26 protein-coding genes, 2 tRNA genes and 1 pseudogene are annotated in these 25,062 nt (G+C 70.9%); 10 read left to right on the top strand and 19 right to left on the bottom strand.

Annotation, left to right across the window (positions count from 1 at the left end; translation table 11 throughout):
* Positions 1-22: 22 nt before the first annotated feature.
* From ACIA77_RS31430 to ACIA77_RS31420, 3 genes are all read left to right on the top strand, one after another.
* A complete protein-coding gene (locus ACIA77_RS31430; protein ID WP_395889725.1) occupies positions 23-787 on the top strand; it encodes a class I SAM-dependent methyltransferase in 765 nt (254 codons plus the stop codon).
* Positions 788-822: 35 nt separating this feature from the next.
* Complete coding sequence (locus tag ACIA77_RS31425) at positions 823-2,145, top strand: M20 family metallopeptidase (RefSeq protein ID WP_395889629.1); 1,323 nt, start codon at positions 823-825, stop codon at positions 2,143-2,145.
* Between the two features lie 111 nt (positions 2,146-2,256).
* Entirely contained in the window at positions 2,257-3,270 is a 1,014-nt protein-coding gene (locus ACIA77_RS31420; RefSeq protein WP_395889628.1) for a S1C family serine protease, read from the top strand.
* 127 nt (positions 3,271-3,397) lie between these two features.
* Here the strand turns inward: ACIA77_RS31420 and ACIA77_RS31415 are convergent, their stop codons facing one another.
* Together ACIA77_RS31415 and ACIA77_RS31410 are read right to left on the bottom strand one after the other, a co-directional pair.
* The gene (locus tag ACIA77_RS31415) at positions 3,398-3,781 is read right to left on the bottom strand and encodes a DUF3224 domain-containing protein (RefSeq protein ID WP_395889627.1); all 384 of its coding nucleotides are present in this window, start codon (positions 3,779-3,781) and stop codon (positions 3,398-3,400) included.
* 74 nt (positions 3,782-3,855) lie between these two features.
* Entirely contained in the window at positions 3,856-5,388 is a 1,533-nt protein-coding gene (locus ACIA77_RS31410) for a helicase HerA-like domain-containing protein (protein WP_395889626.1), read from the bottom strand.
* A gap of 117 nt (positions 5,389-5,505) precedes the next feature.
* Here ACIA77_RS31410 and orn point away from each other — a divergent pair, with 117 nt between their 5' ends.
* From orn to ACIA77_RS31395, 3 genes are all read left to right on the top strand, one after another.
* Positions 5,506-6,114 carry an oligoribonuclease gene (gene orn, locus ACIA77_RS31405; protein WP_395889625.1) on the top strand — a complete coding sequence of 203 codons (609 nt, stop codon included), beginning with the start codon at positions 5,506-5,508 and terminating at the stop codon, positions 6,112-6,114.
* A 73-nt stretch (positions 6,115-6,187) separates the two neighbouring features.
* Positions 6,188-6,263: transfer RNA gene (locus ACIA77_RS31400), tRNA-His, on the top strand.
* Positions 6,264-6,666: 403 nt separating this feature from the next.
* Positions 6,667-6,739, top strand: a tRNA-Lys gene (locus ACIA77_RS31395).
* 40 nt (positions 6,740-6,779) lie between these two features.
* Here the strand turns inward: ACIA77_RS31395 and ACIA77_RS31390 are convergent.
* Both ACIA77_RS31390 and ACIA77_RS31385 read right to left on the bottom strand, forming a co-directional pair.
* Positions 6,780-7,940 (bottom strand): tyrosine-type recombinase/integrase, encoded by a 1,161-nt coding sequence (locus ACIA77_RS31390; protein WP_395889724.1) that lies wholly within the window; start codon positions 7,938-7,940, stop codon positions 6,780-6,782.
* Positions 7,941-8,786: 846 nt separating this feature from the next.
* On the bottom strand, positions 8,787-9,854 hold the full coding sequence (locus ACIA77_RS31385; RefSeq protein WP_395889623.1) for an aldo/keto reductase: 1,068 nt from the start codon (positions 9,852-9,854) through the stop codon (positions 8,787-8,789).
* Positions 9,855-10,068: 214 nt separating this feature from the next.
* On the opposite strand from ACIA77_RS31385, the gene ACIA77_RS31380 reads away from it, so the two are divergent.
* Positions 10,069-10,980 carry a LysR family transcriptional regulator gene (locus ACIA77_RS31380; RefSeq protein ID WP_395889622.1) on the top strand — a complete coding sequence of 304 codons (912 nt, stop codon included), beginning with the start codon at positions 10,069-10,071 and terminating at the stop codon, positions 10,978-10,980.
* 7 nt (positions 10,981-10,987) lie between these two features.
* Here ACIA77_RS31380 and ACIA77_RS31375 read toward each other — a convergent pair whose 3' ends face one another.
* A complete protein-coding gene (locus ACIA77_RS31375; RefSeq protein WP_395889723.1) occupies positions 10,988-11,236 on the bottom strand; it encodes a GyrI-like domain-containing protein in 249 nt (82 codons plus the stop codon).
* A 296-nt stretch (positions 11,237-11,532) separates the two neighbouring features.
* Positions 11,533-11,640 (bottom strand): annotated as a pseudogene (locus tag ACIA77_RS31370) (MerR family DNA-binding transcriptional regulator); the annotation flags it as partial.
* Positions 11,641-11,747: 107 nt separating this feature from the next.
* Between ACIA77_RS31370 and ACIA77_RS31365 the strand changes: the two are divergent.
* The gene (locus ACIA77_RS31365; RefSeq protein WP_395889621.1) at positions 11,748-12,095 is read left to right on the top strand and encodes a nuclear transport factor 2 family protein; all 348 of its coding nucleotides are present in this window, start codon (positions 11,748-11,750) and stop codon (positions 12,093-12,095) included.
* A gap of 4 nt (positions 12,096-12,099) precedes the next feature.
* On the opposite strand, the gene ACIA77_RS31360 is transcribed toward ACIA77_RS31365, so the two are convergent.
* Complete coding sequence (locus ACIA77_RS31360; protein WP_395889620.1) at positions 12,100-12,930, bottom strand: SDR family oxidoreductase; 831 nt, start codon at positions 12,928-12,930, stop codon at positions 12,100-12,102.
* A 127-nt stretch (positions 12,931-13,057) separates the two neighbouring features.
* Here ACIA77_RS31360 and ACIA77_RS31355 point away from each other — a divergent pair, with 127 nt between their 5' ends.
* Positions 13,058-13,951 carry a helix-turn-helix transcriptional regulator gene (locus ACIA77_RS31355; RefSeq protein ID WP_395889618.1) on the top strand — a complete coding sequence of 298 codons (894 nt, stop codon included), beginning with the start codon at positions 13,058-13,060 and terminating at the stop codon, positions 13,949-13,951.
* Here the strand turns inward: ACIA77_RS31355 and ACIA77_RS31350 are convergent.
* From ACIA77_RS31350 to ACIA77_RS31335, 4 genes are read right to left on the bottom strand one after another with little or no spacing between them, the layout of a single operon-like run.
* Positions 13,940-15,457 (bottom strand): aldehyde dehydrogenase (NADP(+)), encoded by a 1,518-nt coding sequence (locus tag ACIA77_RS31350; protein ID WP_395889617.1) that lies wholly within the window; start codon positions 15,455-15,457, stop codon positions 13,940-13,942. The genes ACIA77_RS31355 and ACIA77_RS31350 overlap by 12 nt on opposite strands.
* Before the next feature lie 17 nt (positions 15,458-15,474).
* Positions 15,475-15,816: a ferredoxin gene (fdxA, locus tag ACIA77_RS31345; RefSeq protein ID WP_395889616.1), complete on the bottom strand. Its 342-nt coding sequence runs from the start codon at positions 15,814-15,816 to the stop codon at positions 15,475-15,477.
* Positions 15,817-15,831: 15 nt separating this feature from the next.
* The gene (locus ACIA77_RS31340) at positions 15,832-16,821 is read right to left on the bottom strand and encodes an NAD(P)/FAD-dependent oxidoreductase (protein WP_395889615.1); all 990 of its coding nucleotides are present in this window, start codon (positions 16,819-16,821) and stop codon (positions 15,832-15,834) included.
* The gene (locus ACIA77_RS31335; protein WP_395889614.1) at positions 16,818-17,891 is read right to left on the bottom strand and encodes an extradiol ring-cleavage dioxygenase; all 1,074 of its coding nucleotides are present in this window, start codon (positions 17,889-17,891) and stop codon (positions 16,818-16,820) included. The genes ACIA77_RS31340 and ACIA77_RS31335 overlap by 4 nt, the downstream gene beginning before the upstream one ends.
* 82 nt (positions 17,892-17,973) lie before the next feature.
* Here ACIA77_RS31335 and ACIA77_RS31330 point away from each other — a divergent pair, with 82 nt between their 5' ends.
* On the top strand, positions 17,974-18,822 hold the full coding sequence (locus ACIA77_RS31330) for a 2-keto-4-pentenoate hydratase (protein WP_395889613.1): 849 nt from the start codon (positions 17,974-17,976) through the stop codon (positions 18,820-18,822).
* 18 nt (positions 18,823-18,840) lie between these two features.
* Here the strand turns inward: ACIA77_RS31330 and ACIA77_RS31325 are convergent, their stop codons facing one another.
* The 8 genes from ACIA77_RS31325 to ACIA77_RS31290 are packed head-to-tail and all read right to left on the bottom strand — an operon-like array spanning position 18,841 to position 24,954.
* Entirely contained in the window at positions 18,841-19,629 is a 789-nt protein-coding gene (locus tag ACIA77_RS31325; RefSeq protein ID WP_395889612.1) for an IclR family transcriptional regulator, read from the bottom strand.
* Positions 19,630-19,638: 9 nt separating this feature from the next.
* Positions 19,639-20,916, bottom strand: a complete 1,278-nt coding sequence (locus tag ACIA77_RS31320) for an aromatic ring-hydroxylating dioxygenase subunit alpha (RefSeq protein WP_395889611.1) — start codon at positions 20,914-20,916, stop codon at positions 19,639-19,641.
* A gap of 6 nt (positions 20,917-20,922) precedes the next feature.
* On the bottom strand, positions 20,923-21,924 hold the full coding sequence (locus ACIA77_RS31315) for an amidohydrolase family protein (RefSeq protein ID WP_395889610.1): 1,002 nt from the start codon (positions 21,922-21,924) through the stop codon (positions 20,923-20,925).
* A gap of 16 nt (positions 21,925-21,940) precedes the next feature.
* Positions 21,941-22,447 carry an aromatic-ring-hydroxylating dioxygenase subunit beta gene (locus ACIA77_RS31310; RefSeq protein ID WP_395889609.1) on the bottom strand — a complete coding sequence of 169 codons (507 nt, stop codon included), beginning with the start codon at positions 22,445-22,447 and terminating at the stop codon, positions 21,941-21,943.
* 14 nt (positions 22,448-22,461) lie between these two features.
* Positions 22,462-23,163, bottom strand: coding sequence for an alpha/beta fold hydrolase (locus ACIA77_RS31305; RefSeq protein ID WP_395889608.1), 702 nt, complete (start codon positions 23,161-23,163; stop codon positions 22,462-22,464).
* A complete protein-coding gene (locus tag ACIA77_RS31300; RefSeq protein WP_395889607.1) occupies positions 23,160-23,360 on the bottom strand; it encodes a tautomerase family protein in 201 nt (66 codons plus the stop codon). Before ACIA77_RS31300 ends, ACIA77_RS31305 begins: the two co-directional genes overlap by 4 nt.
* 11 nt (positions 23,361-23,371) lie before the next feature.
* Positions 23,372-24,145: a 2-keto-4-pentenoate hydratase gene (locus ACIA77_RS31295; RefSeq protein WP_395889606.1), complete on the bottom strand. Its 774-nt coding sequence runs from the start codon at positions 24,143-24,145 to the stop codon at positions 23,372-23,374.
* Entirely contained in the window at positions 24,142-24,954 is an 813-nt protein-coding gene (locus tag ACIA77_RS31290; protein WP_395889605.1) for a 2-keto-4-pentenoate hydratase, read from the bottom strand. The genes ACIA77_RS31295 and ACIA77_RS31290 overlap by 4 nt, the downstream gene beginning before the upstream one ends.
* Positions 24,955-25,062 lie beyond the last annotated feature (108 nt).

Raw genomic sequence — 25,062 nt, 5'->3', positions numbered from 1 at the left:
AACGGAAGGAGCGCCGGTGACCATGCACCCGACCGCCCAGGACCGGCTCGCTGACCTGCTCGACACCCCCGCGAAACCGGCCGAAGCGGGCTACCTCGACGTCCTCGGCGACGCGCCCCAGGCCGGGCCCACCACCGGGCTCACCCAGCGCGTGATGCGCACGAACCTGCTCCCCCGGATCTACGAGAACTACTGGCGCCCGGCGTTCGGCCGCCTGTTCCTGGGCCCCTTCGGTCCGAGCATGGCCGGCGAGATCCGCCTCGCCGTCGAACTGCTCGCGCTGCGCCCGGGGCAGCTCGCGCTGGACGTCGCGTGCGGCACCGGCCGCTTCACGCGCGCGTTCGGCGAAGCCGTCGGCACCGAGGGCCTCGCCATCGGCCTCGACGGCGCCCCCTCGATGCTCACCCGCGCCGTCGCCGAAACCCCGGACCCCGCCAACGTCGCCTACCTCCGCGCCGACGCCGTCGAGCCGCCGTTCCCACCCTCCACAGTGGACGCGATCTGCTGCTTCGCCGCCCTCCACATGCTCGCGGAGCCCGAACGCGCCCTGGACTCCTTCGCGCGCATCCTGCGCCCCGGCGGCCGCCTCGTGCTCCTCACGAGCGCGCGCCGCGACTGGCAACCCGCGCGAATCGCCGACACGGTCGGCGGGATCCTCAGCGGGCAGCGGATGTTCGACCGCGGCGAAATCGCGGCCGCGTTGCGCGCCCGGGGATTTCTCGTGGTCGCCGAACGGTTCCCGGGCGTCACCCAGATCGTCGCCGGCAAGCTCCCCGACGAGAACTGATCCACTTTGTCGGTGCCCGGCGTTAGCATCCCCGCATGACCGACGCCGCTCCCGTCCCGCCCGACGACTCCCACCTCCGCGCCCTCATCGAAGCCACGGCCGAAGCCGTCGCGAACGCCGAGCCCCTCGGCTCCGACCACACCGGAGCCGACGCCGGCGTGCGCGCCGCGGTCGAACAGGAAGTCCGGGCTCGGGCCGACGAACTCGTTGCCCTGAGCCAAGACCTGCACGCCCACCCGGAAGAGGGCTTCGCCGAGCACCGGTCCGTCGGCGCTCTGGCCGAACTCCTGCGCGCCCACGGCCACGAGGTCACCGTCGGCCTCGGCGGCCTCGACACGGCGTTGCGCGCGAGTACCCCGGACACCGGCGGCCCGCACATCGCCGTCCTGTCGGAGTACGACGCGCTGCCCGGGCTCGGCCACGCGTGCGGGCACAACGTCATCTGCACGACCGGCGCGGGCGGGTTCCTCGGCGCGGCCACCGTGGCCGGACGACTGGGCGGCCGCGTCTCCCTCATCGGCACGCCCGCGGAGGAAGGCGGTGGGGGCAAGGAGACGCTCGCGCGCGCCGGGGTGTTCGACGACGTCGACGCCGTGATCATGCTGCACCCGTTCAGCCACGACATCGCGCTGCACCCGTTCCTCGGGCGGCGCCAGCTGGAGATGGTGTTCCACGGCGTCGGCGCGCACGCGTCGGCGCAGCCGTTCATGGGCCGCAACGCACTCGACGCCGCCGTGCTCGCGTACCAGGGTGTGTCGGGGCTGCGCCAGCAGCTGCCCTCGAGCGACCGAGTGCACGGCGTCTTCACCGACGGCGGCGCCCGCCCCAACGTGATCCCCGAACGCGCCGCGCTGCTGTTCTACCTCCGCTCGGCCAACCCGGAAACGTTGCGGGACCTCGCGAAGCGGATGACCGCGATCGCCCACGGCGCCGCGGAAATGACCGGCTGCGGCGTGGAACTGACGTGGGATTCGCAGCCGGCGTACCTCCCGATCCGGTTCAACACCACACTCGCCGCCCGCTGGACGGCCAACCAGCTCGGCACCGGCCGCAAGCCGCTGCCACCGGGCATCGTGCCGGAGTTCCTCACGGGCTCCACAGACCTGGGCAACCTGTCGTACCGGATGCCCGCGCTGCACCCGATGATCGCCGTGTCCGGCAGCACGGTTGCCTTGCACACCAAGGAGTTCGCGGAAGCCGCGGGGTCACCGTCGGGCGATAAAGCCGTCGTCGACGGCGCGCTCGGGCTCGCGCTCACGGCCGCCGACTACCTCGCCGACGAAGCGCTGCGCAAAGCCGTGCACGACGAGTTCGAGGCGGCGGGAGGTGCGCTGGACGTCCCGGCCTTCTTCGACTGAAACCCACGGATTCCCGCTGAGGAACGCCTGAGGATTCTCAGGAGATTCTTCTCAGCAAAGCCGCAGGTGTTTCCACAGGGTTCTCACAACCGCGGCGGCGAACCTGGTGCCATGACCGAGAACGAGAGTCGGCCCGGCCCCGCCTCACCCGGTGGGCACCAGCCGCACCACAACCCCCAGCACCCCTACCCGTACGCCCAGTACGGCTACCAGCAGCAGGCCGCGCCGAACCCGCTCTTCTCGCAGCAGCCGCAGCCGGCGCCGCAGGCCGCCCCGCCGCGGCGCCGGGGCGGCAAGCTCGCCGCCGTGGTGGGCGCGACCGCGCTCGCCGCCGCGCTGATCGGCGGCGGCGCCGGCGCCGCGATCGTCGGGCTGACCACCACGTCGGTGGCTTCGCCGACGGCGACGTCGTCGGCCATCACCGGCCAGACGGTCAGCAACTCCACCGCCACCGGCGACGTCAGCCAGGTCGCGGCGAAGGTGACGCCGAGCGTCGTGCAGGTCAACGTCGAAACCGGCCAGGGCGAGGCCATCGGCTCGGGGGTCATCCTGACCTCCGACGGCCGGATCCTCACCAACGCGCACGTGGTCAGCGGCGCGGTCGGCGACGTCACGATCACCACGTCGGACGGCAAGAAGTACCAGGCCAGCGTGCTCGGCGCCGACACCAAGGGCGACATCGCCGTGCTGCAGGCCAAGGGCGCGAGCGGGCTCACCGCCGCCGGCCTCGGCGACTCGAGCAAGCTCGTCGTCGGCCAGGAGGTCATCGCCATCGGCTCGCCGGGCGGGCTGCAGAACACCGTGACCACCGGCATCGTCAGCGCGCTGAACCGGCCGCTGTCCGACGTCGGCGGGGGCGAGCAGCAGCAGGAGTCGCCGTTCAGCCGGACGTCGAACGAGTCCGACAACGGCCCCAGCTACACCGCGATCCAGACCGACGCCTCGATCAACCAGGGCAACTCGGGCGGCGCGCTCGTGAACGCCCAGGGCCAGGTGATCGGCATCAACTCCGCGATCTACAGCCCGACGGCCTCGGCCAACGGCGCGGCAGGCAGCGTCGGGATCGGCTTCGCCATCCCGATCAACGACGCCAAGACGATCGTCGACCAGATCGTCAACGGCTGACGCAGAACGCCGGACGGACCGCGGTCGGGGCGGCCCGTCCGACCTTCCTCGCCCGATTCGGGGTTTGGCGGGGAAACCACGGTGAAAGCCGCTCTCCCAGGGATTCGGGGTCCCGGGAGAGCGGCTTTCACGCAGCCGGGAGGTCGTAGGTCAGCGTGAAGGTGTGCTGACCGGCCTCGTCCATCGTGATCGCCGCGGACCCCGAGATCCCCTCGAGCTCGCCCGCTCCCGAACCCGCCAAGATCACCAGCGACAGGCCTTCGTCACCGGCGGTGTGCCGCAGCACGAACGAGCCCTTGCGCCCGTCGACGGACACCGACAGGCGCTCGAAGGCGACGTACGCGCGCGCAACCGCGTTCGAGGCCGTCAGCATTTCGACGCTGCTGGTGCCTTCGACCGCACCCGTGAACGTCTTGGCGATGGCGACCCGCGCGAACTCGGTGCCACCCGCCTCGTCCTGGGTTTGCGGTTCCCACTGGTCGAGCTCGAACGTCGCGGTGGCGGTGGTCATGACCCTGGTCCTTCCGATCGGTGAGGCGTCGACGCCCACTCAACCCGCCATACCTGCCACCCCGTGTCAGGTATTCAGCGCCGCCGGTTGCCGAACAGCCCGCGCGTGATCTCGCGGCCCAGCGCCGAGGCCGCCGAGCGCATGAACGACTTCACCGCCGGGTTGGCCATCGTCTGCTCGATGAACCCCGGCTCCTCCTTGCCCGGCTTCGGCGCGGGCGACGCTTCCGCCGGCGCCTCCGCTTCGGCGGGCGGAGCCACCTTCGCGGCCAGCTTCTCGTACGCGGACTCGCGGTCGATCGTTTCCGCGTACTTCGCCTGCAGATCCGAGCCCGTGACCGCCGCCGCGACCGCCTCGGCGCCGATCGAGCCCATCTTCGACCGCGGCGCACGCAGCCGCGTCCACGCGACGGGCGTCGGCGCGCCCCGCTCCGACAGCACCGTGACGACCGCCTCGCCGATCCCCAGCGACGTCAGCGCCGATTCGAGGTCGTAGTGCGGCGTCTTCGGGTACGTCTTGACCGTCTTGACCAGGGCCTTCTGGTCGTCCGGTGTGAACGCGCGCAACGCGTGCTGCACCCGCGCACCGAGCTGCGACAGCACGGCGTTCGGGATGTCCGTGGGCAGCTGCGTGCAGAAGAAGACGCCGACGCCCTTCGACCGGATCAGCTTCACCGTCTGCTCGATGCGCTCCAGGAACGCCTTCGACGCGTCGTTGAACAGCAGGTGCGCCTCGTCGAAGAAGAAGACGAGCTTCGGCTTGTCGAGATCACCCTCCTCCGGCAGCTCCTCGAACAGCTCGGCCAGCAGCCACATCAGGAACGTCGAGAACAGCGCCGGCTTCGACTGGAGGTTGTCCAGCTCCAGCAGCGTGACGACCCCCTTGCCGTCCTGCTGGCGCATGAGGTCGTGGACGTCGAGCTCGGGCTCGCCGAAGAAGTCCTCACCGCCCTGGGCCTCCAGATTGGACAGTGCGCGCAGGATGACGCCGGCCGTCGCCGCGGAGACGCCGCCGATGCCCTTGAGGTCGGCCTTGCCCTCGTCGCTGGTGAGGTGGGTGATCACCGACCGCAGGTCCTTGGTGTCGAGCAGCGCCAACCCGCACTGGTCGGCCCAGTGGAAGATGAGACCGAGCGTCGACTCCTGCGTCTCGTTCAGCTCCAGCACCTTGGCCAGCAGCACCGGGCCGAAGCTCGTGATCGTCGCGCGGATCGGCGAGCCCTTGCCGCCGGTGCCCAGCGACAGGAACTGCACGGGGCTCGCGGCCGGCGCCCAGTCGTCGCCCAGCTCCTGCGCGCGCTTGGTGAGCTTGTCGTTCGCCTCCCCGGCCGCCGACAGGCCCGAAAGGTCGCCCTTCACGTCCGCCAGCACGACGGGAACCCCGGCGGCTGACAGCTGCTCCGAGATCAGCTGCAACGTCTTCGTCTTGCCGGTACCGGTCGCGCCCGCGACCAGCCCGTGCCGGTTCAGGGTCGCCAACGGCAGCCGCACGGCCGCCGCCGCGTCGGCCTGCCCGTCGATGACGACGGCGCCCAGCTCCACCGCGGCGCCCTCACTCACGTACCCCTGCGCGATCTGCGCCGCAGGCCCCGACCCCTGCTCGGCCACTGGCCGCACCCCGTTCCGAGTCCGAAATCACACGGTTTCACCTGGCTGCCCGAGCGTAACGCGCCGAATGCGCAGGTAACCCCGCTGATATCCCCGTGTCGGGTTAGGGTTGTCCGGGTGACCGACCACCTAGTCTGGATCGACTGCGAGATGACGGGGCTCGACCTCGGCAAGGACGCGTTGATCGAAATAGCCGCTTTGGTGACCGACGCCGACCTCAACGTGCTCGGCGACGGAGTCGACATCGTCATCCACACCGACGACACCACGCTCGACGGCATGCCGCAGGTCGTCCACGACATGCACGCCAAGTCCGGGCTCACCGAAGAGGTCCGCGCCTCCACGGTCACCCTCGCCGAAGCCGAGCAACGCGTGCTCGACTACATCCGCGAGCACGTCCCCGACCCCGGCACGGCACCCCTGGCGGGCAACTCCATCGCCACCGACCGCGGCTTCATCTCCCGCGACATGCCGGCCCTCGACAGCCACCTGCACTACCGCATGGTCGACGTCTCGTCGGTCAAGGAACTCGTCCGCCGCTGGTACCCGCGCATTTACTACGCCAAGCCGGAGAAGGGCCTCGCCCACCGCGCCCTCGCGGACATCAAGGAGTCCATCGGCGAACTCGACTACTACCGCAGCGTCGCCTTCGTCCCCCAACCCGGCCCGACCAGCGAACAAGCCAAGGCCGCCGCCGCCGAAGTGCAGGAACGGCATCGAAGCTGACCCCGTGAAAACCCGTCGCGAGGGCACGCTACGATAGCTTTCAGCAAGGTGATCGTGAGATCCCTCGCGCATGGTGGGCGTAGCTCAGCTGGTAGAGCACCTGGTTGTGGTCCAGGAGGTCGCGGGTTCGAAACCCGTCGCTCACCCCATCACCCCAGTTTGGTCGGACCCTTGCGGGTCCTCCCCCAGGCTGGGGTTTCGCCTTTTTCTGGGGGTCGAGCCCCCAGACCCCCGCCAGGGGGCAAGCCCCCTGGCCCCCCATCCCGTGTGGTTGCCGGGTGCACCGTCCACAGGGGACTGGTGGACGGTTGCGTGCGGGAGATCGCCACGGAGGGTGATGGTGGTCACGGGGTGGTCGTGTGCGGAGATGCCGTCGGCCGACGGCGGGGGTTGCGCTGGGTGGAGCGGGGTGCGAAGGTGCAGGTAGGGAGGCTGCCGGGCGGGTGGCTGTCGGGTGCTGCGCGGAAAGGGGACCCCCCTGAAACGGGGCTTGAACAGCCTGCTAATCTTTCTCACGTCGCCGAGGGAGACCGAAGCGGCGGGAAGCACCAAGCGCCATTAGCTCAATTGGCAGAGCAGCTGGCTCTTAACCAGCGGGTTCGGGGTTCGAGTCCCTGATGGCGCACAGCTGGAAAGCAAACCCCACCAACGGTTTCCCTGCAGTTTCAGGGTCGCTGTCGGTGGGCTTTGTTGATCTGTGAGTCCGCGCTGGGGCCGCCGTGGGTCCGGCCCAGAGTCCCGCCAGCGCGGATGAAGCGCGGACCGTGTCCAACGGCTCGACGTCGCCCTTGCCGGGGAGGCATAGCACCTGACCTGCAGATCTTCCGTCCCCGGTCGTAGCCCGCGCGGCGAACCAAGCTCGCGGTTGCCTCCGCACAAGCCTGAGCCAGCGACGGGAGCACGCTGGTGTAGGTGTCCGCGGTAAGGACGATGCTGGCGTGACCGAGCAGTGCCTGCACGGTCTTCAGGTCGTTGCCGGCGGCCAGGGACAGCGTCGCCGCGCCGTGGCGCAGGTCGTGGAACCGCACCGGTGGCAAATCGGCCTTCTCGATCAGCCGTCGGAACGTGTGCGACACGTAGCTCGGGCTCCAGTGACTGCCGTTCTCCCGCGCGAACACCCACCCGTCAGCAGTTCCACCCCCCTCACGGCGCTGCGCAGACCGCAACCGGACCAGCAGCGCGACCGTGCCCCGATCCAGGGACACCGCGCGGCCGCTGGCCGCGGACTTCGGCAGACAGATCACCGCCCGACCGTTCCGCTCCTGAATCTGATGAGTCACCGTCAGCGACGCTCCAGCCAGGTCGAGGTCACACCAGCGCAGGCCAAGGACCTCACCACGCCGCAGCCCCGTCAGGGCCGCAACGTGAAACACCGCATGCAACGGATGCGACCCGGCGTGCCGGAGGAACGCGGCCGTCTGCTCAGCCGTCCACACCGCCACCGGCGGACGCTCCCCGGTCGCCCGCCACATTGCCACCCGCGCCTCCGTCCACACCACCGCCCGCGGCCGCCGCGGCGACGGCAGCTCCACCCACCGCGCCGGGTTGCTGGTGATCAACCCACGCCGGATCCCCCCGTTCAGCGCCGCTCGCAGCACCTCACGTATCCGCTGCAACGTCGTCGCCGACAACGGCCGGACCCGACTGGCGTTCGCTCGCAGCAGGCTCGTGAACATCGCCTGCACTCGTCCGATCGTCGGCTCCGCCAGTGCGACGTTCCCGAGGCCGGGCCTGAGGTAGTCCCGCACGAGCTGGGTGTAGATCCTCCGCGTTGCAGGACGAATCGCGTGACGGGTGGCCAGCCAGATATCCAGCCACTGCCCCATCGTCACCAGACTGAGGTCAGGATCGACATCCTCACCTCGCCAATACCGCTGAGCCTGCACAGCCGCCGCCCGCGACGAAAACCCGCCACGCCGCAGCCGGCACCGGCCGCTATCGCGCTGTCCCGGCAACTCCACCGTGAAATACCAGCTGCCGTGCCCCCGCGCATTCAGCGGGGACAGCGCGGACCATACGGACGCTTCGTCTCCGGATCGACACATCCACAACGCTTCCAGACGCCATGCTCCGCCATCACGACTCCCTGCCTCCGACCGTCCCGTCAGATCAGGGTGCGCTCAACTTGAGCAAGTGGAGAAATCCGAGCACTACGGTCCTATGGCCGCACCCCGCAGGGACCCCGACCTTTCGCGACAGTTGGTTGCTCAGCTGGAGTGGGTTGAGCTTCATCTCAACAGCCAAGCGAGCCTCGCCGGAAGCGACGAGACCGGACTGTAGGAAGTTCTGACTGAACCCACATTTAGGACAGTCGGCAAATATCGTCCACCCTCGTAACCATGATGCTTCGACCTCCGCGTCGACAGTCGAGCTGCGCGACGTTCAGTCCACAGCCCAACACCCCGACCCACGGACGAACTTCGTAACTAGAGACGATCTCTGGCCGATGTTCGGCTCTGCGCCGGGCCTACGGTCGACGGAGTCCGCAAGCTTCCCGTGACCTGGCGAGCCGTCCTCTTCCGACAGCCTTGGCGCGCCATGAGAATCGCCGCTGCCAGCTGCGTGACGCAGGCACGTGGCGGGTTCATCCGACGTAATGTTCGACGAGATAGACAGGACTGACGCCCAAGGCGGTATCCTTCTGCCCCCGCTCAACCGCTGAGCGACAGAGCTCAGTCGGCGTGCAGGGCGGCCGCGTATCCCGGCAGGTAGGGCGCCTCACCCTTGTCGGGTCGGTCTGTCGCCAGCGAAGCCCGGTGCCAGAATGGATACTGCGCCGCGGGGCGTCCGACTTGCTCGATCCGCGCTGTTTCTTCGGCGGTCAGTTCGACGTCGACTGCGGCGAGATCGTCGCACAACTGCTCCTCGTCGCGGGCCCCGAACACCGCGCCGGTGATGCCAGGCCGGGCCAGCAGCCAGGCCAAGACCACTTGAGCGACCGAAATCTCGCGGCCTTCAGCGATTTCGACGAGGACGTCGATGATGTCGTAGGCGCGCTCCCGGTCGGTGACGAACGGCTCTGGCCAGTCGGTTCCCTGCCGCGTACCCGGTGGGACCGGGCGGCCGCGCCGGACCTTGCCGGTGAGCAGGCTCTGCCCGAGCGGGCTCCAGATGAGGGTGCCCAGGCCGGCGTCCGCGGCCGCGGGCAGGATCTCGTACTCGGCTTCCCTCGCCTCGGGCGTGTAGTAGATCTGCTGGGCGATGGGCGGGGCGAAGCGGTGCTCGCGGGCAACCGCCAGCGTTTTGGTGACCTGCCAACCAGAAAAGTTCGACAGGCCGCTGTAGCGAACCTTGCCGTCCCGGACGAGCTGGTCCAGTGTCTGCAACGTCTCCTCGACCGGCGTCTCGCCGTCCCACTGGTGCAGGTACAGCAGGTCGACATGGTCGGTGCCCAAGCGGCGCAACGAGTTCTCGACCGCTCGGATCAGGTGGAACCGGGAGGAACCGGCGTCGTTCGGTCCGTTGCCGGTCGGGAAGCGGGCTTTCGTCGCGACCAGCACGTCGTCGCGACGGCCCTTCAACGCGGCTCCGACGATCTCCTCCGCTTCGCCGTGGGAGTACAGGTCCGCCGTGTCGATCATGTTGACCCCGGCGTCGAGCGCGATGTCTACCAGTCGGCGCACGGCCTCCTCGCCCAGCCCGCCCAGGGCGGCGAAGTCCTCGTGGTGCCCGACGTTCAATGTGCCCAGAACGAGCTCGGACACGCGAAGGCCCGAGTTGCCGAGCTGACGGTACTTCATCGAGATTCCCTTCCGTGGTGTTGTGCCGTCTCCGGCGTCACGTCTTCGACGATGCGCCGAAAGACCGGTCGACGTCCAACAACCTTTCTCACTGGGACCAACAACCGCACGTGGACAATGGGCTGCCACCAGCGGCTCCATAGGCTGCGAACAGCGCCGGACCGGGCGAAAATCGATGATGTGGCCAGGCGACAACGGGAAGGGAGCCGGGAAGATGGACCTGAGGCAGCTCGAACACTTCGTCACGGTGGCTGAAGAAGGCAACTTCACCCGGGCCGCCGAGCTCGCCCAAGTGACGCAGTCCGGGTTGTCCGCCTCGATCCGCCGGCTCGAGAACGACCTGCGCGCGAAGCTCTTCTCTCGCACCACCCGGTCGGTCGGCCTGACCGACGCCGGGGCCGCGTTCCTCCCCCACGCACAGGCGATCTTGGCCTCCGGGCGAGCGGGCCGATCCGCCGTCGCCCGCACGGCGACCGTCCTCACCGGAACGCTGCGGGTCGGCAGCGAGCAGTGCCTTGGGGACTTGCTGGACCTCCCGGACTTGCTGGCCGCCTTTCACCAACGGCACCCCGGCGTGGAGATCCGGTTCGAACAGCACGGTTCCGACCTGTTGTGGGAGCGACTGCACGCCGGGCAGCTCGACATCGGGCTCGTCGCCGGCGGCTCCCGCCCCGGATCGGCCACCGCGCTGCGGCCCGGCCGGCTCACCCACGCCGAGATCGGCCGGGAGTCCCTGGTCGCCGTGTGCCACCCCGGGCACCGGCTGGCCCACCGAACCGAGGTCGAGTGGGCCGACCTGGCGAAGGACGCGTTCGCCGACCTGCACGAGACCTGGGCGATTCGGCGGATCCTCGACGAGGTGTTCGGCGACCGCGGGCTCCACCGGCACAGCGTGTTCTCGGTCAACGACGTGCACGCCCTGCTGAGCCTGGTCCAGCGCGACCTCGCGGTGACCGTGTTGCCTGCCTCGATGGCGCGCAAACCGGAAGCGGAGGGGCTGGTGCGGCTGTCGATCACCGATGACGACACCCCCGACTGGGTCGCCGCTGCCGTTCGTGGGCCAACGCCCTCGTCACCCGCTGCGGTGGAGAGCTTCGCCGCGCTCATTCCCGGCGCTCGGTGGTGAACAACCCTCAGGCCGGTTCCGCCGGGCCGTCCTGCGGCGGGAGCGAAAGCCGGAACACCGGCCAGCCGATCTCGGTCCGCCAAGCCGCCGGATCCGGATCGTCGCGCGGACCGACCAGGTACGTCTCCGAGACCGGACCGGCCACGGCGAGGGCGTGCCCGACCACCCAGGCGCCGAGCCGACCGTAGGTGACGTCGATGTCGTCGTGCGGTCCGCAATGGACGACGACAGCGAGTTCGGCGGCCGGCAACTCCACAGGTCGCACCCGCCCCCCTCGGCGTACCAGGACAGCACCTCGTCCTGGTCGACGACGCCCTCGACCGCGGCGACCGTTCTCGACGGCACCGCGCGCAGCTCGACGTCCAGCTCGCCGGCGTCGGGCCGCAGCAGCCGCCGCAGCGACGTCACGGCCGCCCGGGTGCGGTTCAGCTCCTCTTCCAGCCGCCGCAGGTGCCCGCCGGCCAGCCCCGCGCGCTCCTGCGGGTCCTCGGTGGCGAGGATCTTGGCGACGTCAGCCAGCGGCACGTCCAGCTCCCGCAGCCGGTGGATCACCTGCGCGGCCGGGATCTGATCAGCGGTGTAGTAGCGGTAGCCGCTGGCGGGGTCGACCGAGGCCGGCTCCAGCAGCCCGGACTCGTGGTAGCGACGCAGGGTCCGCACGCTCAGGTGCGCCACCTGCGCGAACTCGCCGATCGTCAATCCACGGGACACCTCTCCACTCTGGCACCCTTGACCCTCTCCCCGGGAGAGACCCCACCGTGGCAGGCATGAGCGAAACGATCGACACCCGCGCACTGCCCGCCGTGATCACCACCTACCTGACCGTCGACCAGGCCCGCGACCTGGACCCGGCACTGGCCTGCTACACCGACGACGCCGTCGTCACCGACGAAGGCCGCACCCACCGCGGGAAGCACGAGATCCGGAACTGGCTGAACCGCGCCGCGAGCCGGTACACCTACACCACGACGCTGGTGGCGGCTCACCACGTGGACAACGAGCACTACGTGGCGGTGCACCACCTCCAAGGCGACTTCCCCGGCGGTGTCGTCGACCTGCGCCTCCAGTTCACCTTGGACGGTGACCGCATCGCCGAACTGGTGATCGAACCCTGAACAGCTATCCGGCGAAGTCGGTCTGACCGGCGGTGTGCTGCTGCGCCTCGATGTCGGCAAGACGCTCCGACAGTGCGGTGCGCAGGAAGCGGTAGGAGTCACTGCCCAGCACCAGCCGCTTCGGGGCCGGGGACTGCGGGGCGCTCGCGATGATGCGCGCGGCCATCTTGGCCGGATCACCCAGCGAGGGCCGGCTGCGGTCGCCCGCACCACGGGTCATCGCGGCCGGGGTGTCGTCGTACTCGGGCATCGGCTCGGCCGTGCGCAGGCTGTCGAACCGGAATTCGGTGCGCGCGCCACCCGGCTCCACAATGGTCACCTCGATCCCGAACGGAGCGACCTCCTTGGCGAGGGAGTCCATGAAACCCTCGATGCCCCACTTGCTCGCGTGGTAGAGCGACGCACCGGGGTTCGTGGCCTGCCCGCCGTAGGTGGACAGCTGGATGATCCGCCCGCCGCGCTGCGCGCGCAGGTGCGGCAGCGCGGCGCGGGCGACCTGGATCGAGCCGACCAGGTTCGTGTCGAGGATGTGGGTGATCTGCTCGTCGGTGAGCTCCTCCGCGGCGCCGAACAGGCCGTAACCGGCGTTGTTCACGACCACGTCGATGCGTCCCAGCTCAGTGAACGCGCGGTCGACCACCTCCCGCACCGCCGCCGTGTCGGTCACGTCGAGGTGACCGACCCAGAACCGCTCGCCGTGCTTCTCCTCCAGGTCTTTGACCGAGCCGGCCTGGCGGACGGTGCCCGCCACGCGGTCCCCGCGCTCGAGCAGCTGCTCGGTCAGGTGCCGGCCGAATCCGCTGTTCACCCCGGTGATGAACCACGTCTGTGCCATGTCGGGTTCCTTTCTCGTTTCGTTCTCCCCCACCGTGCGCCGATCCGGTGGCGCCTGCCAGAGCCCGGATGTTCCTGGGTATCTCAGGACCAGGCGCCCTCCGGCGGACGCGGTTATCGTCGAAGCCATGACCGCACGGAAAGAGCCGAAAGCCCTCGGCGAATTCCTGCGGGCCCGCCGCGAACTCGTCAGCCCCGAGTCCGCCGGCATCCGACCCACCGGAGTGCGGCGCGTGCCCGGGCTGCGCCGCGAAGAAGTCGCGATGCTCGCCGGGATCAGCGCCGACTACTACCTGCGGCTCGAACAGGGACGCGACCACACCCCCTCGTCCCAGGTGCTCGACGCCCTCGCCGAGGTGCTGCGCCTCGACGAGGACGCCGCGGCCCACCTGCGTGAGCTCGCCCAGCCGAAGCCCCGGCGACGCGCCCGCCCGCGCCCCGAACGCGTGCCGCCCGGCATCCAGTGGCTGATCGATGCGCTGCCGGCGCCCGCGTTCGTGCAGAACAAGTACATGGATGTGCTGGCCGCCAACCGGCTCGCCGTCGCGCTGTCGCCGCACATGGCGCCCGGCGTCAACCGGCTGCGCGCGCTGTTCACCGACCCCGAAGCCCCGCGGCTGCATCCCGACTGGGCTCAGGGCACCGCCGACGTCGTGGCGCAGCTGCGGGCCGTGATCGGCGGCGACACCGACGACCCCCGTCTCACCGAACTCGTCGGCGAGCTGTCCCTGACCAGCGACCGGTTTCGCAAGCTCTGGGCCCGCCACGACATCCACCGCCGCGAAGGCGCGGCCACGCTGCTGAACCACCCCCAGCTCGGCGAGCTGAGCCTCCAGCGAGAGAAGCTCGCCGTCACCGGGACGAACCTGCTCGTGGTGGTGTACCACGCCGAACCCTGGAGTGCGGCCGCGCAATCGCTGGCCCTGCTCGGCTCGTGGACGGCCCTGCCCGAGGGCACGGTCGGCCCGAGTGTCCCCGCCGCGGCGGAGGACGGCGGCAGCCCGTTCCGGTCAGGCGGGTAGCCGCAGCACGCCGTCCACCCGGCGGGGTACCGGGCCGGCGGCGGGGGTGTCGCGCAGCTCGTCCGGCAGCGCCTGCTCGGGTGCGTCCTGCCAGGTCACCGGCCGCAGGAAGCGGCGGATCGCGGTCGCCCCGACCGAGGTGAACAGGCTGTTGGTCGCAGGCCATGGTCCCCCGTGGTGCTGGGCCCAGCTGACCGCGACCCCCGTCGGGTAGCCGTTGAACACCAGACGTCCCGCGGTGTGCCGCAGCGCGTCGATCCACGGTGGCGCGGCTTCCCGGCCGCCGAGGTGCACCGACGCGGTCAGCGAGGCCGGCAGGCGGTCGATCACGGCCGCCAGCTCGTTCTCGGTGCGGTACCGCACGAGCACCGTCGCCGGGCCGAAGTACTCGGCGAGTGCCTGCTCGGGCAGGGCGCCCGCCTCGGCCGACACCAGCAACGGGGCTACCCGGAAGCCGCTCCCCTCGGCGTCACCTTCGGCCACAGTGGACACCCCGGCGACCGCGCGGAGCTGCTCGGTGTCGGCGAGGTAGGAGGCGTGGATCCGCTCGTTGAGCAGGGGCACGACGTCGATGCCCTCGAGTCCCTGTGCCGTGGCGACGACCACCGCGTCCCCGGCGGGCCCGGCCGGGATCAGGACGAGCCCCGGCTTGGTGCACAACTGGCCGGCGGACCCGGTCACCGAGGCGGCCAGCCCGGCACCGATCTCGGCCGCCCGCTCGGCTGCGGCGGCTTCGGTGACGACGAGGGCGTTGAGGCTGGACAGCTCGCCGTAGAAGGGGATCGGGTTATCCCGGCCGTTGATCGCGTCCAGCAGCGCCCGGCCGCCGCCGAGAGAGCCGGTGAAGCCCACCGCCCGCACCGCCGGGTGACGGACGAGGGCTTCGCCGGCCGTGCGGCCGAACACGATGCCGATCGTGCCCTCGGGAGCGCCCGCCTCGGCCGCGGCGTCCCGCAGGATCTCGTGCACCAACCGCGAGGTGGCCGGGTGCGAACCGTGGGCCTTGACGACGACCGGGTTGCCCGCGGCGAGCGCCGACGCCGTGTCCCCGCCGGGGACGGAGAACGCAAGGGGGAAGTTACTCGCGCCGAAGACGGCGACCGGGCCGATCGGGACGAGCATGCGGCGCAGGTCGGGCCTGGGGCCCATCGGCGAGGGGCCGGCGTGGTCGATGGTCGCCTCGAGGTAGCTGCCCTCCTCGAGGACGTCGGCGAAGAAGGCGAACTGGTAGCTCGTCCGGGTGAGTTCTCCGCCGAGCCGAGCCTCGCCGAGCGCGGTCTCCCGGTCGGCGATCGCCACGACGTCGTCGCGCCGGTTCCCCAGGGCGTGGCCGAACGCGCGCAGCAGCCTGGCCCGTCCGCTGCGGCCGAGTGCGTCGAGCGCGGGGGCGGCGGTCGCCGCCGCGGCGACGACCTGCTCGACGGCGGCGTCGTCGCTCGGCGGTTCCCCGCCGGGCAGTTCGGCGCCGGTGCGGGGGTCTCGTCCGGTGGTCAGGGTGGCGGTCACGGTGCTCCTTCAGGGGGTCAGCGGCGCGGGAGAGCGGCGACGGCGGCGGTGTCGGCGCCCACGGTGCCGAGGTGGGAGGCGCCGCCGGGCGTACCGAGCGGGGACTCGCGGCCGGGCAGCGGCTGGGTGAAGAAGGCGGCGTTGTCATCGACGTTCCACGCCGCCTCGGTGCCGGTGAGGACGCGGTCGGCGACGGCGGCGGCGGTCGGGCAGACCTGTTCGCAGGCGCCGCAGTCGATGCACTCGACCGGGTTGATGTACATCTTGCGGTCGCCCTCGTAGATGCAGTCGACCGGGCATTCCTCGGTGCACGAGCGGTCGAGGACGTCGAGGCAGGCATCGGTGATCACGAAAGCCATGGTGGTGCTCCTGGATCAGGCCGGGGCGGGGACCGGCGTGGCGTCGGTCGAGTGCCCGGGGAAGGTCGAAGCGGCGGGGTCGAGGTGAGCCGCCGCGTGGTTGACCGCGGTCGACGCTTCGCCGAAGCCGACCGCGATCAGCGGCACGCGGCCGTCGTAGGTGCACACGTCGCCGGCGGCGAACACGCCCGGCCGAGAGGTGCGCATGGCCGCGTCGACGACGATTTTGCGGTCGCGTTCGGCCAGTCCCCATCGCAGCAAGGGGCCGGGGTTGGCGACGAACCCGAGCGCGGCGACGACGTGGTCGCAGTCGATCTCGGTGCGGGTGCCGGCGGCGATGTCGCGGAGCACGGCGCGGTGGACCCGCCCGTTGCCCCGCAGTTCGTCGACGACCGTGCCGGTACGCACGACCGCCGGGCCGCCCAGGACGCGGTTGACCGTGTGCTGGTGCGCCCGGAACCCGTCGCGGCGGTGGACGAGCGTCACCTGGGCGACGTCCTGCAGCGCGTCGGCCCAGTCGAAGGCCGAATCGCCGCCACCGACTACGAGGACCCGCTTGTGGGCGAGCTCGGCGGGGTCGTGCACGAAGTAGCTCAGGCCGCGGCCGAGGAACTCTTCGCCGCAGGGCAGTTTCCGCGGGGTGAAGGTGCCGATGCCGCCGGTGACGACGACGGCGCCGGTGTCGAGTTCGGTGCCGTCGGCGAGCCGGAGCCGGAACCGGCCGCCCGGCAGGTCGTCGAGGTCGGTGGCCTGCCGGCCGAGGAACATCCCGGGCGCGAACGGCTGGACCTGGGCCACGAGTTCGCGGACGAGTTCCCGGCCGCGGATGGCCGGGAAGCCGGCCACGTCGCGGATGAACTTCTCCGGGTACAGCGCGGTGATCTGGCCGCCGGGCTCCGGCAGCGCGTCCACCATCGCCACCGACAATCCGCGCATGCCCGCGTAGAACGCGGCGAACAAGCCGGCCGGCCCGGCGCCCACGACGGTCAGGTCGTAGCGCTTCACCGCTGCGGCCCGTCGTAGATGGCGAAAACCTTGTTGGACACGAAAATGTTGGACGCGGCGAAGCTGGACCAGCTCGGCGTGCGGCCCAGTTCCCGCATCGCACCCATCAGCGCCCACCAGTTGAGCAGTTCCTGCTGCCCGGACTTCTCGGCCTGCTCCAGGCTGGTGTTCTCCCAGACGCCGTAGTCGCCGGCGACGAGCGCGTCGTACATCCGCTCGTCGGCCGCGGAATCCGGGAAGAGCCGGAACGTCGAGTCCACCAGGAAGCTGTGCGACCAGCTCGAGCTGGCCACCAGCGCAACGCGGTAGGGGCTTTCGGCGCACACCCGGGCGACGGCGGCGCCGACGTCCATGATCCGCGACGGCGTCGGCGACGGCGGGTCCAGCTCGCGCTCGACACCGAGCGGGCTAATGTTGCCCTGGAAGCTGATCACCTTGCGCCCGTAGCAGTTGATCGGGAACGCCACGACCGGGTAGTCGAAGCCGCGCCGGTCGTAGTCCAGGTACAGCACGGTGTTGAGGAACGCGTGCGCGAACCCGGGGTGGTGCAGCGGCTCGTAGGCGTAGGGCATGTCGATGCCGCGGCCCATCAGCTGCTCGACCAGGTGCCGCGCGAACGGCCGGTGCCCGCGGATGGTGCGCGCGGTGTCCTCGCCCTCACTCCAGATGTTGGGCTTGCCCTTCATGTTGGACGACTCGTCCGCGTGCCGCCACGGGTGCACGGTCTTGTCCTCGTAGGCCAGCACGGCGTACGGCGGGACGATGTCCTCGCGGAAGTTCTCGTACTGGTCGTCGCCCCAGATGAGCACGACGTCCGGCTGGAACTCGTCCAGTGCCTCGCGGGTGCGGCGGAACCCCTCGCGCAGCTGCTCGCGGTGCGCCTTGCCGGCGGCGACGCCCTCGTCGTCGGCCCATTCGCGGCGGGCGCGCTCCGGCCAGAACGCGGGGTCGCGCAGTTCGGCGGGCAGTTTCGGGTCCGCCAGCGCGCCACGGAACACGCGCGTCAGGTTGTCGTCGGTGCCGCTCAAGGGCGGGTAGTGCGTGACACCGAGGCCCAGGACCTCACCCATTGTTCTCTCCCTCGTCGTCGAGTGGTGATGAGTCCGAGTCTCGCCAGCCGCGGCGCCCGGCGGCCACGAACCGGCCCGTCCAGTGGACCGCCGCACCGCCCGGGCAACGGCCGAGCGCCACGATGACAGCGTGACCCACAGCAACGAATCCGCATTGGACGCACTGGCCTCGCGGCTGCACCAGGCCCGATCCGCCGGCACCGTGCTCGACGCCTCCCGGACCGCATCGGCCCTGTCGATGGACACGGCCTATGCCGTCCAACAGCGACTGACCGTGTTGCGGCTGGCCGAAGGCCGTTGCCACGTCGGCTACAAACTCGGGTACACCTCGGCGGTGATGCGACGGCAGATGGGCGTCACCGCACCGAACTACGGGCCGTTGCTCGACGACATGGTGCTGCGCTCCGGCGCCACCGCGACGGGCTTCCTGCAGCCGCGGGTGGAACCGGAGGTCGGTGTGGTGCTCGACCGGGATTTGCCCGAACCCCCCGTGCTGCTGTCGGAAGCGGCCGACGCGGTCCGCACCGTCCACGCCTGCCTGGAGATCGTCGATTCCATTTGGGACGGTTACCGGTTCAGCGCCGAGCAGAACACCGCCGACGGCTCCTCCGCCGCCGGGGTGGTGCTCGGCCCCCGGCTCGACGTGTCGCCCATGGACTGTCACCGGGTCCCGGTTGAACTGCGCGAGGACGCCACGACTGTCGCCACGGCCACGTCGGCGGCGGTCGGCGGGCATCCGCTGCGCAGCATCGTGTGGCTGGCGCGGACGCTGGCGGCCCGCGGCGAGCAGCTGCGCCGCGGGGAACTGATCATCACCGGCGGCCTGACGGCCGCGGTTCCGCTCCGACCCGAAGCAGTCATCTCGGCTCGGTTTGGTGCCGACGCGGAGGTCACAATCCGGCGGAGCGACACGTCGCAGAACGGCTCGTGAGGAGCACCTTCGCCGCGCTCAGCGCAACGGCACCGGCCCCAGCAACCTGCTGATGCTCAACGCCGCGGTGCGCACCGCCGCCGCGAGGCGCACCGGCTGCAGCCGGTGCGCCGGCCCGGTCACCGACAGCCCGGCCACCGCCCGGTGCCCGCCCCGGCCGACGTAGCTTTCGACGACGATCGGGGCGGCGACGCAGACGATGCCCCGGGTGCCTTCCTCCCGGTCGTAGGCGACCCCGCAGTCGCGGATGGTCTCCAGCTCCCGCAGCAGCCGCGGGCCGTCGGTGATGGTGGTGCTCGTGCGGGCCGGCATGGGCGCGGCCAGGACGAGGTCCACAGCCGCCTGGTCCTCGAACGCCAGGATCGCCTTGCCGAGCCCGCTGCAATACGCAGGCAGGCGGGTGCCGACCGCGGACGGCACCGGGACGCTGTGCCGGCCGGTCAGCTTCTCGACGTAGATGACGTCCGTGCGGTCGAGCACGCCGAGCTGCACGATCTCGCCCGTCGCGGCGAGCAGGTCGGCCATGAACGGCAGCGCCGTCGCCCGCAGGCGCCGCGAGGCGGGCACCTGCTGGCCCAGTTCGAACAGCCGCAGCCCGAGCCGGTAGCCGTACCCGCCGCGTTCGAGCATGCGGTGGGCGACGAGGTCGGAGGCGAGCCGGTGGGCGGTGGCCTTCTTCAGGCCGGTCAGCCGGGCCAGCTCACTCAGGCCGACCTCGCCGGGAGCGGTCGCGACGGTGTCGAGGATGAGGACCATCCGGTCCCCCACCGACCGCCCTTGGCCGGCTTCCTCGTCGCTGATCCGCATCGAACTAGCCTAACGCAGCAGGTCACGCCACTGGCGCCAGAAAGCGCGCTGCTGGATCTCGTCGGAGGCGACGAACGGACCACCATCGGCTTCCTTGTGGATGCCGCGGGAGATGTCCGACCACGGCGACTCCGCTGCCGTCGCCAGCCCGAGCTGACAGGACTCGCACGCCTCCATGTCGTCCGGGGTCGCCAGACCGCCCGGGCCCTGGAACGTGACGAACGAGTCCAGCCGCTTGGCGCGCACGGACTCCGGCTCACCCTTCGTCGCCAGCGTCCACTGGGCGATGACCGTGCGGCCGGCCGCGGTGGGGGTGATCGTGCGGACCACCACGCCCATGATGTCGTTGATGATCAGGTTCGGGAAGATCAGCAGGTTGCGATCGGTGGTGGCGATGCGCCGCGCTCGCTCGGCGCCGAACCGCTGCTCCAGCTGCGCTCGCTGCCCTTCCACGTAGTCGCGGTTCTCCTCCCCCAGCGCGGGTGTCCACCGGGCGACCGGGCGTGCCCACGGGCCTTCGACGGTGATCACCGCGTGGCCGTTGCCGAGGTCTTGGGCTTGCGTGGCTTTGCGGGGATCGAGGTAGGAGTCCTCGGTGGACTTGAGGTAGTCGAAGTAGGTCCGGTGCAGCGGGATCAGGTGGTAGCCGTCAAGACTGTTCTCCACGAACAGCTTCCAGTTCGCGTCCATGGAGTACTCGTGCACGCCGTCGACGACTTCCATGTCCGGTGACTGGTCGGCGACGAGGTCGAGGTACTCCGTGGCGTGCCCGAGGTAGTCGGGCAGCGAAACCGCGTCGGGATCGAAGCAGCAGAACACGAACCCGCGGTACTCGGCGACCTGCGGCGGTGCCTGCAGGCCGAAGCGGGAGCGGTCGAAGTCCTCGCCGTAGCCGCCCGCGTCGGGCAGGCCGGTCAGCGCGCCTTCGTTGGAGTAGGTCCAGGCGTGGTAGAAGCACGACATGCCGCGCGCGTTGCCTTCGGGGACGCGGCACAGCTGGGCGCCACGGTGGCGGCAGGTGTTGAGGAACACGCGCACCTGCCCGTCGTTGCCGCGCCACATCACCAGTGGCCGCCCGGCCACCGTACGCGCACGGAAGTCGCCCTGCTTGGCAACTTCGGAGGTGTGCCCGACGTAGAGCCAGCAACGGTCGAAGATCCTCCTGCGTTCGTCGGCGAAGACCGACTCCGAGACGAGGGAGGACCGGTCGACGCGGAACACGCCGTCGGCGGGCCGGTCGTCGACCAGGTGCGCGAGTCCCGGCGCGGTGAGGGGTTCGGCGGTCATGGTGGGTCAGCTCCTTTGCTGGACGTGCGAGCGCAGCGTCGCGATCAGCGCGCCGGGGTTGGTGTGCCGGACGGCGTCGGCCAGCCCGGCGGGCAGTGCCGGGTCGTCGAGGACGGCGACGGGGTCGACCGGCATGAACGGGTAGTCGGTACCGAGCACGATCCGATCGGCGCCGACGGTGGTGACCAGGTGACTCAGCAGCCCGGTGTCGAACAGCAGCGGGTCGAACCACACCCGGCGTGCGGACACGGTGGCCGGCTCGGGCATCAGCTCCTGCAACGGCGGGGTGATGTCGCGCAGGAAATCCAGGCGGGCGAGCTGGGCCGGCAGGGAACCGCCGCCGTGGCTGGCCAGGATCCGCAGGCGCGGGCGGCGCGCCAGCGCGCCGGTGGCGATGAGCCCGGCCACTCCTTCGCCGATGCTGTTCGGGAAGAGCACTCCGTTGGCCGCCATCGGCTGGGGGAACCACTGCGCGGCCGGGCTCCCGACCGCGTGGAGGAAAACCAGCAGCCCCAGGCGTTCGGCTTCGTCGAGGAACCCCGACCACTCGGGGGCGTGCAGCGGGGCGGTCGGCGGGTTCGCGGGAAGCTCCACACCGGACAGACCCGCGGCGGCGATCTGGCCCAGCTCGGCCGCGGCGGCCTCGGGATCGGCCAGCGGCACGACCCCGAGGCCGGTGAAGAACCCGTCGTGTCCGGGGAGCTCATCCGCGAGCCAGTCGTTGAACGCGCGCGCGAAGTCGAGTCCCTGCCGCGCGGGGGCCCAGGAGGCCAGCAGTTCCGGCATCGCCGACAACAGCTGGCCGGTGCCGCCCTCGGCTTCGACGCTTTCGCGCCGGTGGTGCAGGTCCCACGCGACCCGCGGGACGGTGCGGAAGACCTTGCCGGCCACGAGGACGTCGCCGGTGGTGGTGCCGCGTTCGAGCCGGGCCCAGCGCGGGTCGTCGGCGGCGAGTGAGGCCGCGAACGGGATCCCGGCGGGGACGACGTGGGTGTGCAGGTCCAGCACGGTGGTTCTCCCGCGGTCAGAGGATGATCGACACGGTGCCGCCGGCCTCGACGATGTCGTGGTCGAGCGTCGCGACCCGTTCGCGGACCAGGAACCCGTCCCCCGCGGGCACCAGGACGTAGCGGTACTCGCCGAGGAAGTGGTCGAGCTGGCCGAGCCGGGTTCGCATGACGTGGAAGTTCGCGTGGGCGACGACCACGTCGTCGTGCTGTTCGGTGCGGACGTTGGTGACCAGGCGCCGGGTCCGGGAGTGCGGGCTCTCGGCGTGCGCGTGCTTGCTCTTGAGCCGGGTCACCCGGCCCCCGAGCCGGGTGCGGTCGTCGTGGACGATCTGCAGCGTGGCGCGGGGGTCGAGGTGGTCGGAGCCGGGCGCGGGCACCCGGTACTCGATGTCCGGGTGCATCAGCTCGAGCCACTCGTCCAGGCGCCACGCGTCGAGCAGGGCTGCCTCCCGGTAGAGGAATTGCTCGACCCGGTGCTGCAGGTCGGCTGCTGTGCCGGACACAGCGACGATGCCGGTCATGGTGACCTCCGGTGTCAGGGGATGAACGCGACGAGCCGGCCGGCCAGCTGCTGCGGCGCGGCGAGGAACGGGCTGTGGGAGCCGTCGATCCAGGTGACCTCGACCCCGAGACGGGTCCGTGCTGCCTCCTGGGCCCAGCTGCCGGAGACGGCGCGGTCGTCGCGGCAGCCCACGTAGTGCCGCGGCACGTCGGGGAAAGCCTTCAGTGGCGTGGTTTCCCCGATCGGCCCGGGCGATTGCGGGCGCAGCCGCGCGGCAGCCGACCGCGCTGTCTCTTGTGGACAGTCGTGGTAGAACAGCTCCGCGGCGACCTCGGGCGGCCACACGGACCGCCCGAGGTCGTCCTTTTCCTGGCGGGGCAGAGCGTTCGCGTAGAACCAGTCGGCCATCGGACGGCCGGCCGCGAGCTGCTCGCGCCACGACCGGCCCGGATCGGGCAGCAGCGACGCCAGGAACACCAGCGCGCCGATCGGGACGAGATCGGGCACCAGCGGGATCGCGAGGCCGGCCAGCGAGTGACCGACCACGACGTCGGTGCCGGGCTCGCGGACCGCCGAGGCAATCACGTCGGCGTACTTCTGAGCGCCCGCGCCGGGGTCGTCGGACGGCAGCTCGACGGCGGTGGCGGTGTGCCCGAGCCGCTCGAGCGCGATGATCTGCTCGCGCCAGCACCAGACGCCGTGCCAGCCGCCGTGGACGAGCACGAAGTGGGTCACGACGAGCCTGCCTGGCGTTCGGCGAGGGTCTGCCCGCCGACGAGGACCTCGGTGGCCGGCACCTCCACCAGCCAGACGCGCACGGACGACTCCGGCACCGACACCGCTTCCGCCGCGGCCGCAGACACCGCCCGCAGTAGGGCGTCCTTCTGCTCGGCAGTTCGTCCGGCGCCGAGGTTGACCTGGATGAACGGCATTTCTGCTCCTTCTACTCCGCGCCGAGGGTGACGCTGCCCAGTCCGCTGATCGTCGCGGTCACGGTGCTTCCCGGTTTCAGCGCGACGGGCGCGGTGAGCCCGCCCGAGAGCACTGCCCAGCCCGCTTCCAGCCGCCCGCCGCGCAGGGCGAGCTGGTTGGCCATGAACGCGACCGCCGCCGCGGGATGTCCCATCACCGCGGCGCCGGCCGCCGACTCGATCACCTGCCCGTCGACCTCCAGGACGCAGCCGGTGAGGGTGAGGTCCGCCGGCGGTGGGGTGAAGTCGTCGCCGAGGGCGAACACCGCGGAGGAGGCGTTGTCCGCGATCGCGTCGAGGTGCTTGAACGCGAACCCCTCGTACCGGCTGTCGATCACGTCCAAGCCCGGGCAGACGTACTTGGTCGCGGCCAGCACGTCGGCGACCGTGACGTCCGGCCCCTCCAGGGCCTCACCCAGCACGAACGCGATTTCCGGTTCGACCCGGGGGTGGATGAGTTCGGCCAGCGGCAGACGGGTGCCCGACGCCCGGAGCATCCCCGCGGTCACAAGCCCGTAGAGCGGTTTGTCGACCCCCATCGCGCGCTGCTTGGCCTTGCTGGTGAGGCCGAGCTTCCCGCCGACCACACGTTCACCGCGGGCGACCCTCAGCTGCACCAGCTCGCTCTGCACCCGGTACGCGGTCTCGACGCCGTCGAGTCCGTCACCGGTCAGCGGCCCCACAGGCGTGCGCTCGGTCGCGGCCGTGTCGAGGCGGGCGGCCCATTCGGTCACTGAGCTCGTCACGCCGCAGCACCTTCTTCCGCCGAGCTGAACGAGATGCCGACGTGGCCGAGCCGGTCGAAGTCGGCGCGCACGGTGTCTCCTGGCGCCATGTCGACCGCGCGGGTGCACGTGCCGGGCATGATCAGGTCGCCGGGGTTGAGCACGCCGCCGTGGCCGGCGATGGTGTTGGCCAGCCAGGCCACCGCCTGCGCGGGGTTGCCCAGCACGGCGCCGCTGGCGCCGGTCTCGACGATTTCCCCGTTGCGCCGCAGCACGACGCCGATGAGCCGCGGGTCCACTTCGGACAGCGGGGTGCGGGTGCCGCCGAGCACGACCCGGGCCGAGGAGGCGTTGTCGGCGACCGTGTCGACGATGCCGATCTTCCAGTCCTGGATGCGCGAATCGATGATCTCCAGCGCGGGCAGCACGAACGCGGTCGCGGCCAGCACGTCGGCGACCGTCACACCCGGTCCGCGCAGCGGCTTGTCGAGCAGGAAGGCCAGTTCCGGTTCGACGCGCGGGGCGATCAGCTCGTCGACGGGAAGCGGCTCGCCTTCGGGGTGGAACATCGAGCCGAGCAGGTGCCCGAAGTCGGGCCGGGTCACGCCGAACTGCTGCTGCATCACCCGGGCGGTCAGGCCCACCTTGTGCCCGCGCACGACGTCGCCGGCCTGCGTGCGCAGGCGGACGCCGTCGAGCTGGATCCGGTAGGCGTCGTCGATGTCCGCGCCCGGGTACCGCGCGCTGATCGGCTGGGTCGGCGCGGATCCGCGCTCGGCGTCCCACAACTCCTTCGCGAGGAGCCGGACGTCCTCTTCACTGAGTGCCATGCCCTCACCCTCGGTGCCGCACGGAGGCTGGTCAGCCGTCCGGTCCACGCAATGGACCAGTGTCGGCATACCGTCCAGTGGACCGTGACGTGGCGCACCCGGTCGCTC

The sequence above is a fragment of the Amycolatopsis sp. NPDC051903 genome, from assembly GCF_044452505.1.
Classification (GTDB): domain Bacteria; phylum Actinomycetota; class Actinomycetes; order Mycobacteriales; family Pseudonocardiaceae; genus Amycolatopsis.
The sequence above is the reverse complement of the archived record's forward strand: the minus strand, read 5'-3'. Positions and strand labels throughout refer to the sequence as shown.

Coding starts and splice junctions, on each gene's coding strand:
- ACIA77_RS31335 (WP_395889614.1), bottom strand. CDS start 17,891: ATGGGTGAGGTCCTGGGCCTCGGTGTCACGCACTACCCGCCCTTGAGC.
- ACIA77_RS31310 (WP_395889609.1), bottom strand. CDS start 22,447: ATGACCGGCATCGTCGCTGTGTCCGGCACAGCAGCCGACCTGCAGCAC.
- ACIA77_RS31365 (WP_395889621.1), top strand. CDS start 11,748: ATGAGCGAAACGATCGACACCCGCGCACTGCCCGCCGTGATCACCACC.
- ACIA77_RS31425 (WP_395889629.1), top strand. CDS start 823: ATGACCGACGCCGCTCCCGTCCCGCCCGACGACTCCCACCTCCGCGCC.
- ACIA77_RS31390 (WP_395889724.1), bottom strand. CDS start 7,940: ATGGGGCAGTGGCTGGATATCTGGCTGGCCACCCGTCACGCGATTCGT.
- ACIA77_RS31360 (WP_395889620.1), bottom strand. CDS start 12,930: ATGGCACAGACGTGGTTCATCACCGGGGTGAACAGCGGATTCGGCCGG.
- ACIA77_RS31430 (WP_395889725.1), top strand. CDS start 23: ATGCACCCGACCGCCCAGGACCGGCTCGCTGACCTGCTCGACACCCCC.
- ACIA77_RS31300 (WP_395889607.1), bottom strand. CDS start 23,360: ATGCCGTTCATCCAGGTCAACCTCGGCGCCGGACGAACTGCCGAGCAG.
- ACIA77_RS31325 (WP_395889612.1), bottom strand. CDS start 19,629: ATGCGGATCAGCGACGAGGAAGCCGGCCAAGGGCGGTCGGTGGGGGAC.
- ACIA77_RS31420 (WP_395889628.1), top strand. CDS start 2,257: ATGACCGAGAACGAGAGTCGGCCCGGCCCCGCCTCACCCGGTGGGCAC.
- ACIA77_RS31385 (WP_395889623.1), bottom strand. CDS start 9,854: ATGAAGTACCGTCAGCTCGGCAACTCGGGCCTTCGCGTGTCCGAGCTC.
- ACIA77_RS31415 (WP_395889627.1), bottom strand. CDS start 3,781: ATGACCACCGCCACCGCGACGTTCGAGCTCGACCAGTGGGAACCGCAA.
- ACIA77_RS31355 (WP_395889618.1), top strand. CDS start 13,058: ATGACCGCACGGAAAGAGCCGAAAGCCCTCGGCGAATTCCTGCGGGCC.
- fdxA (WP_395889616.1), bottom strand. CDS start 15,816: ATGGCTTTCGTGATCACCGATGCCTGCCTCGACGTCCTCGACCGCTCG.
- ACIA77_RS31380 (WP_395889622.1), top strand. CDS start 10,069: ATGGACCTGAGGCAGCTCGAACACTTCGTCACGGTGGCTGAAGAAGGC.
- ACIA77_RS31320 (WP_395889611.1), bottom strand. CDS start 20,916: ATGACCGCCGAACCCCTCACCGCGCCGGGACTCGCGCACCTGGTCGAC.
- ACIA77_RS31290 (WP_395889605.1), bottom strand. CDS start 24,954: ATGGCACTCAGTGAAGAGGACGTCCGGCTCCTCGCGAAGGAGTTGTGG.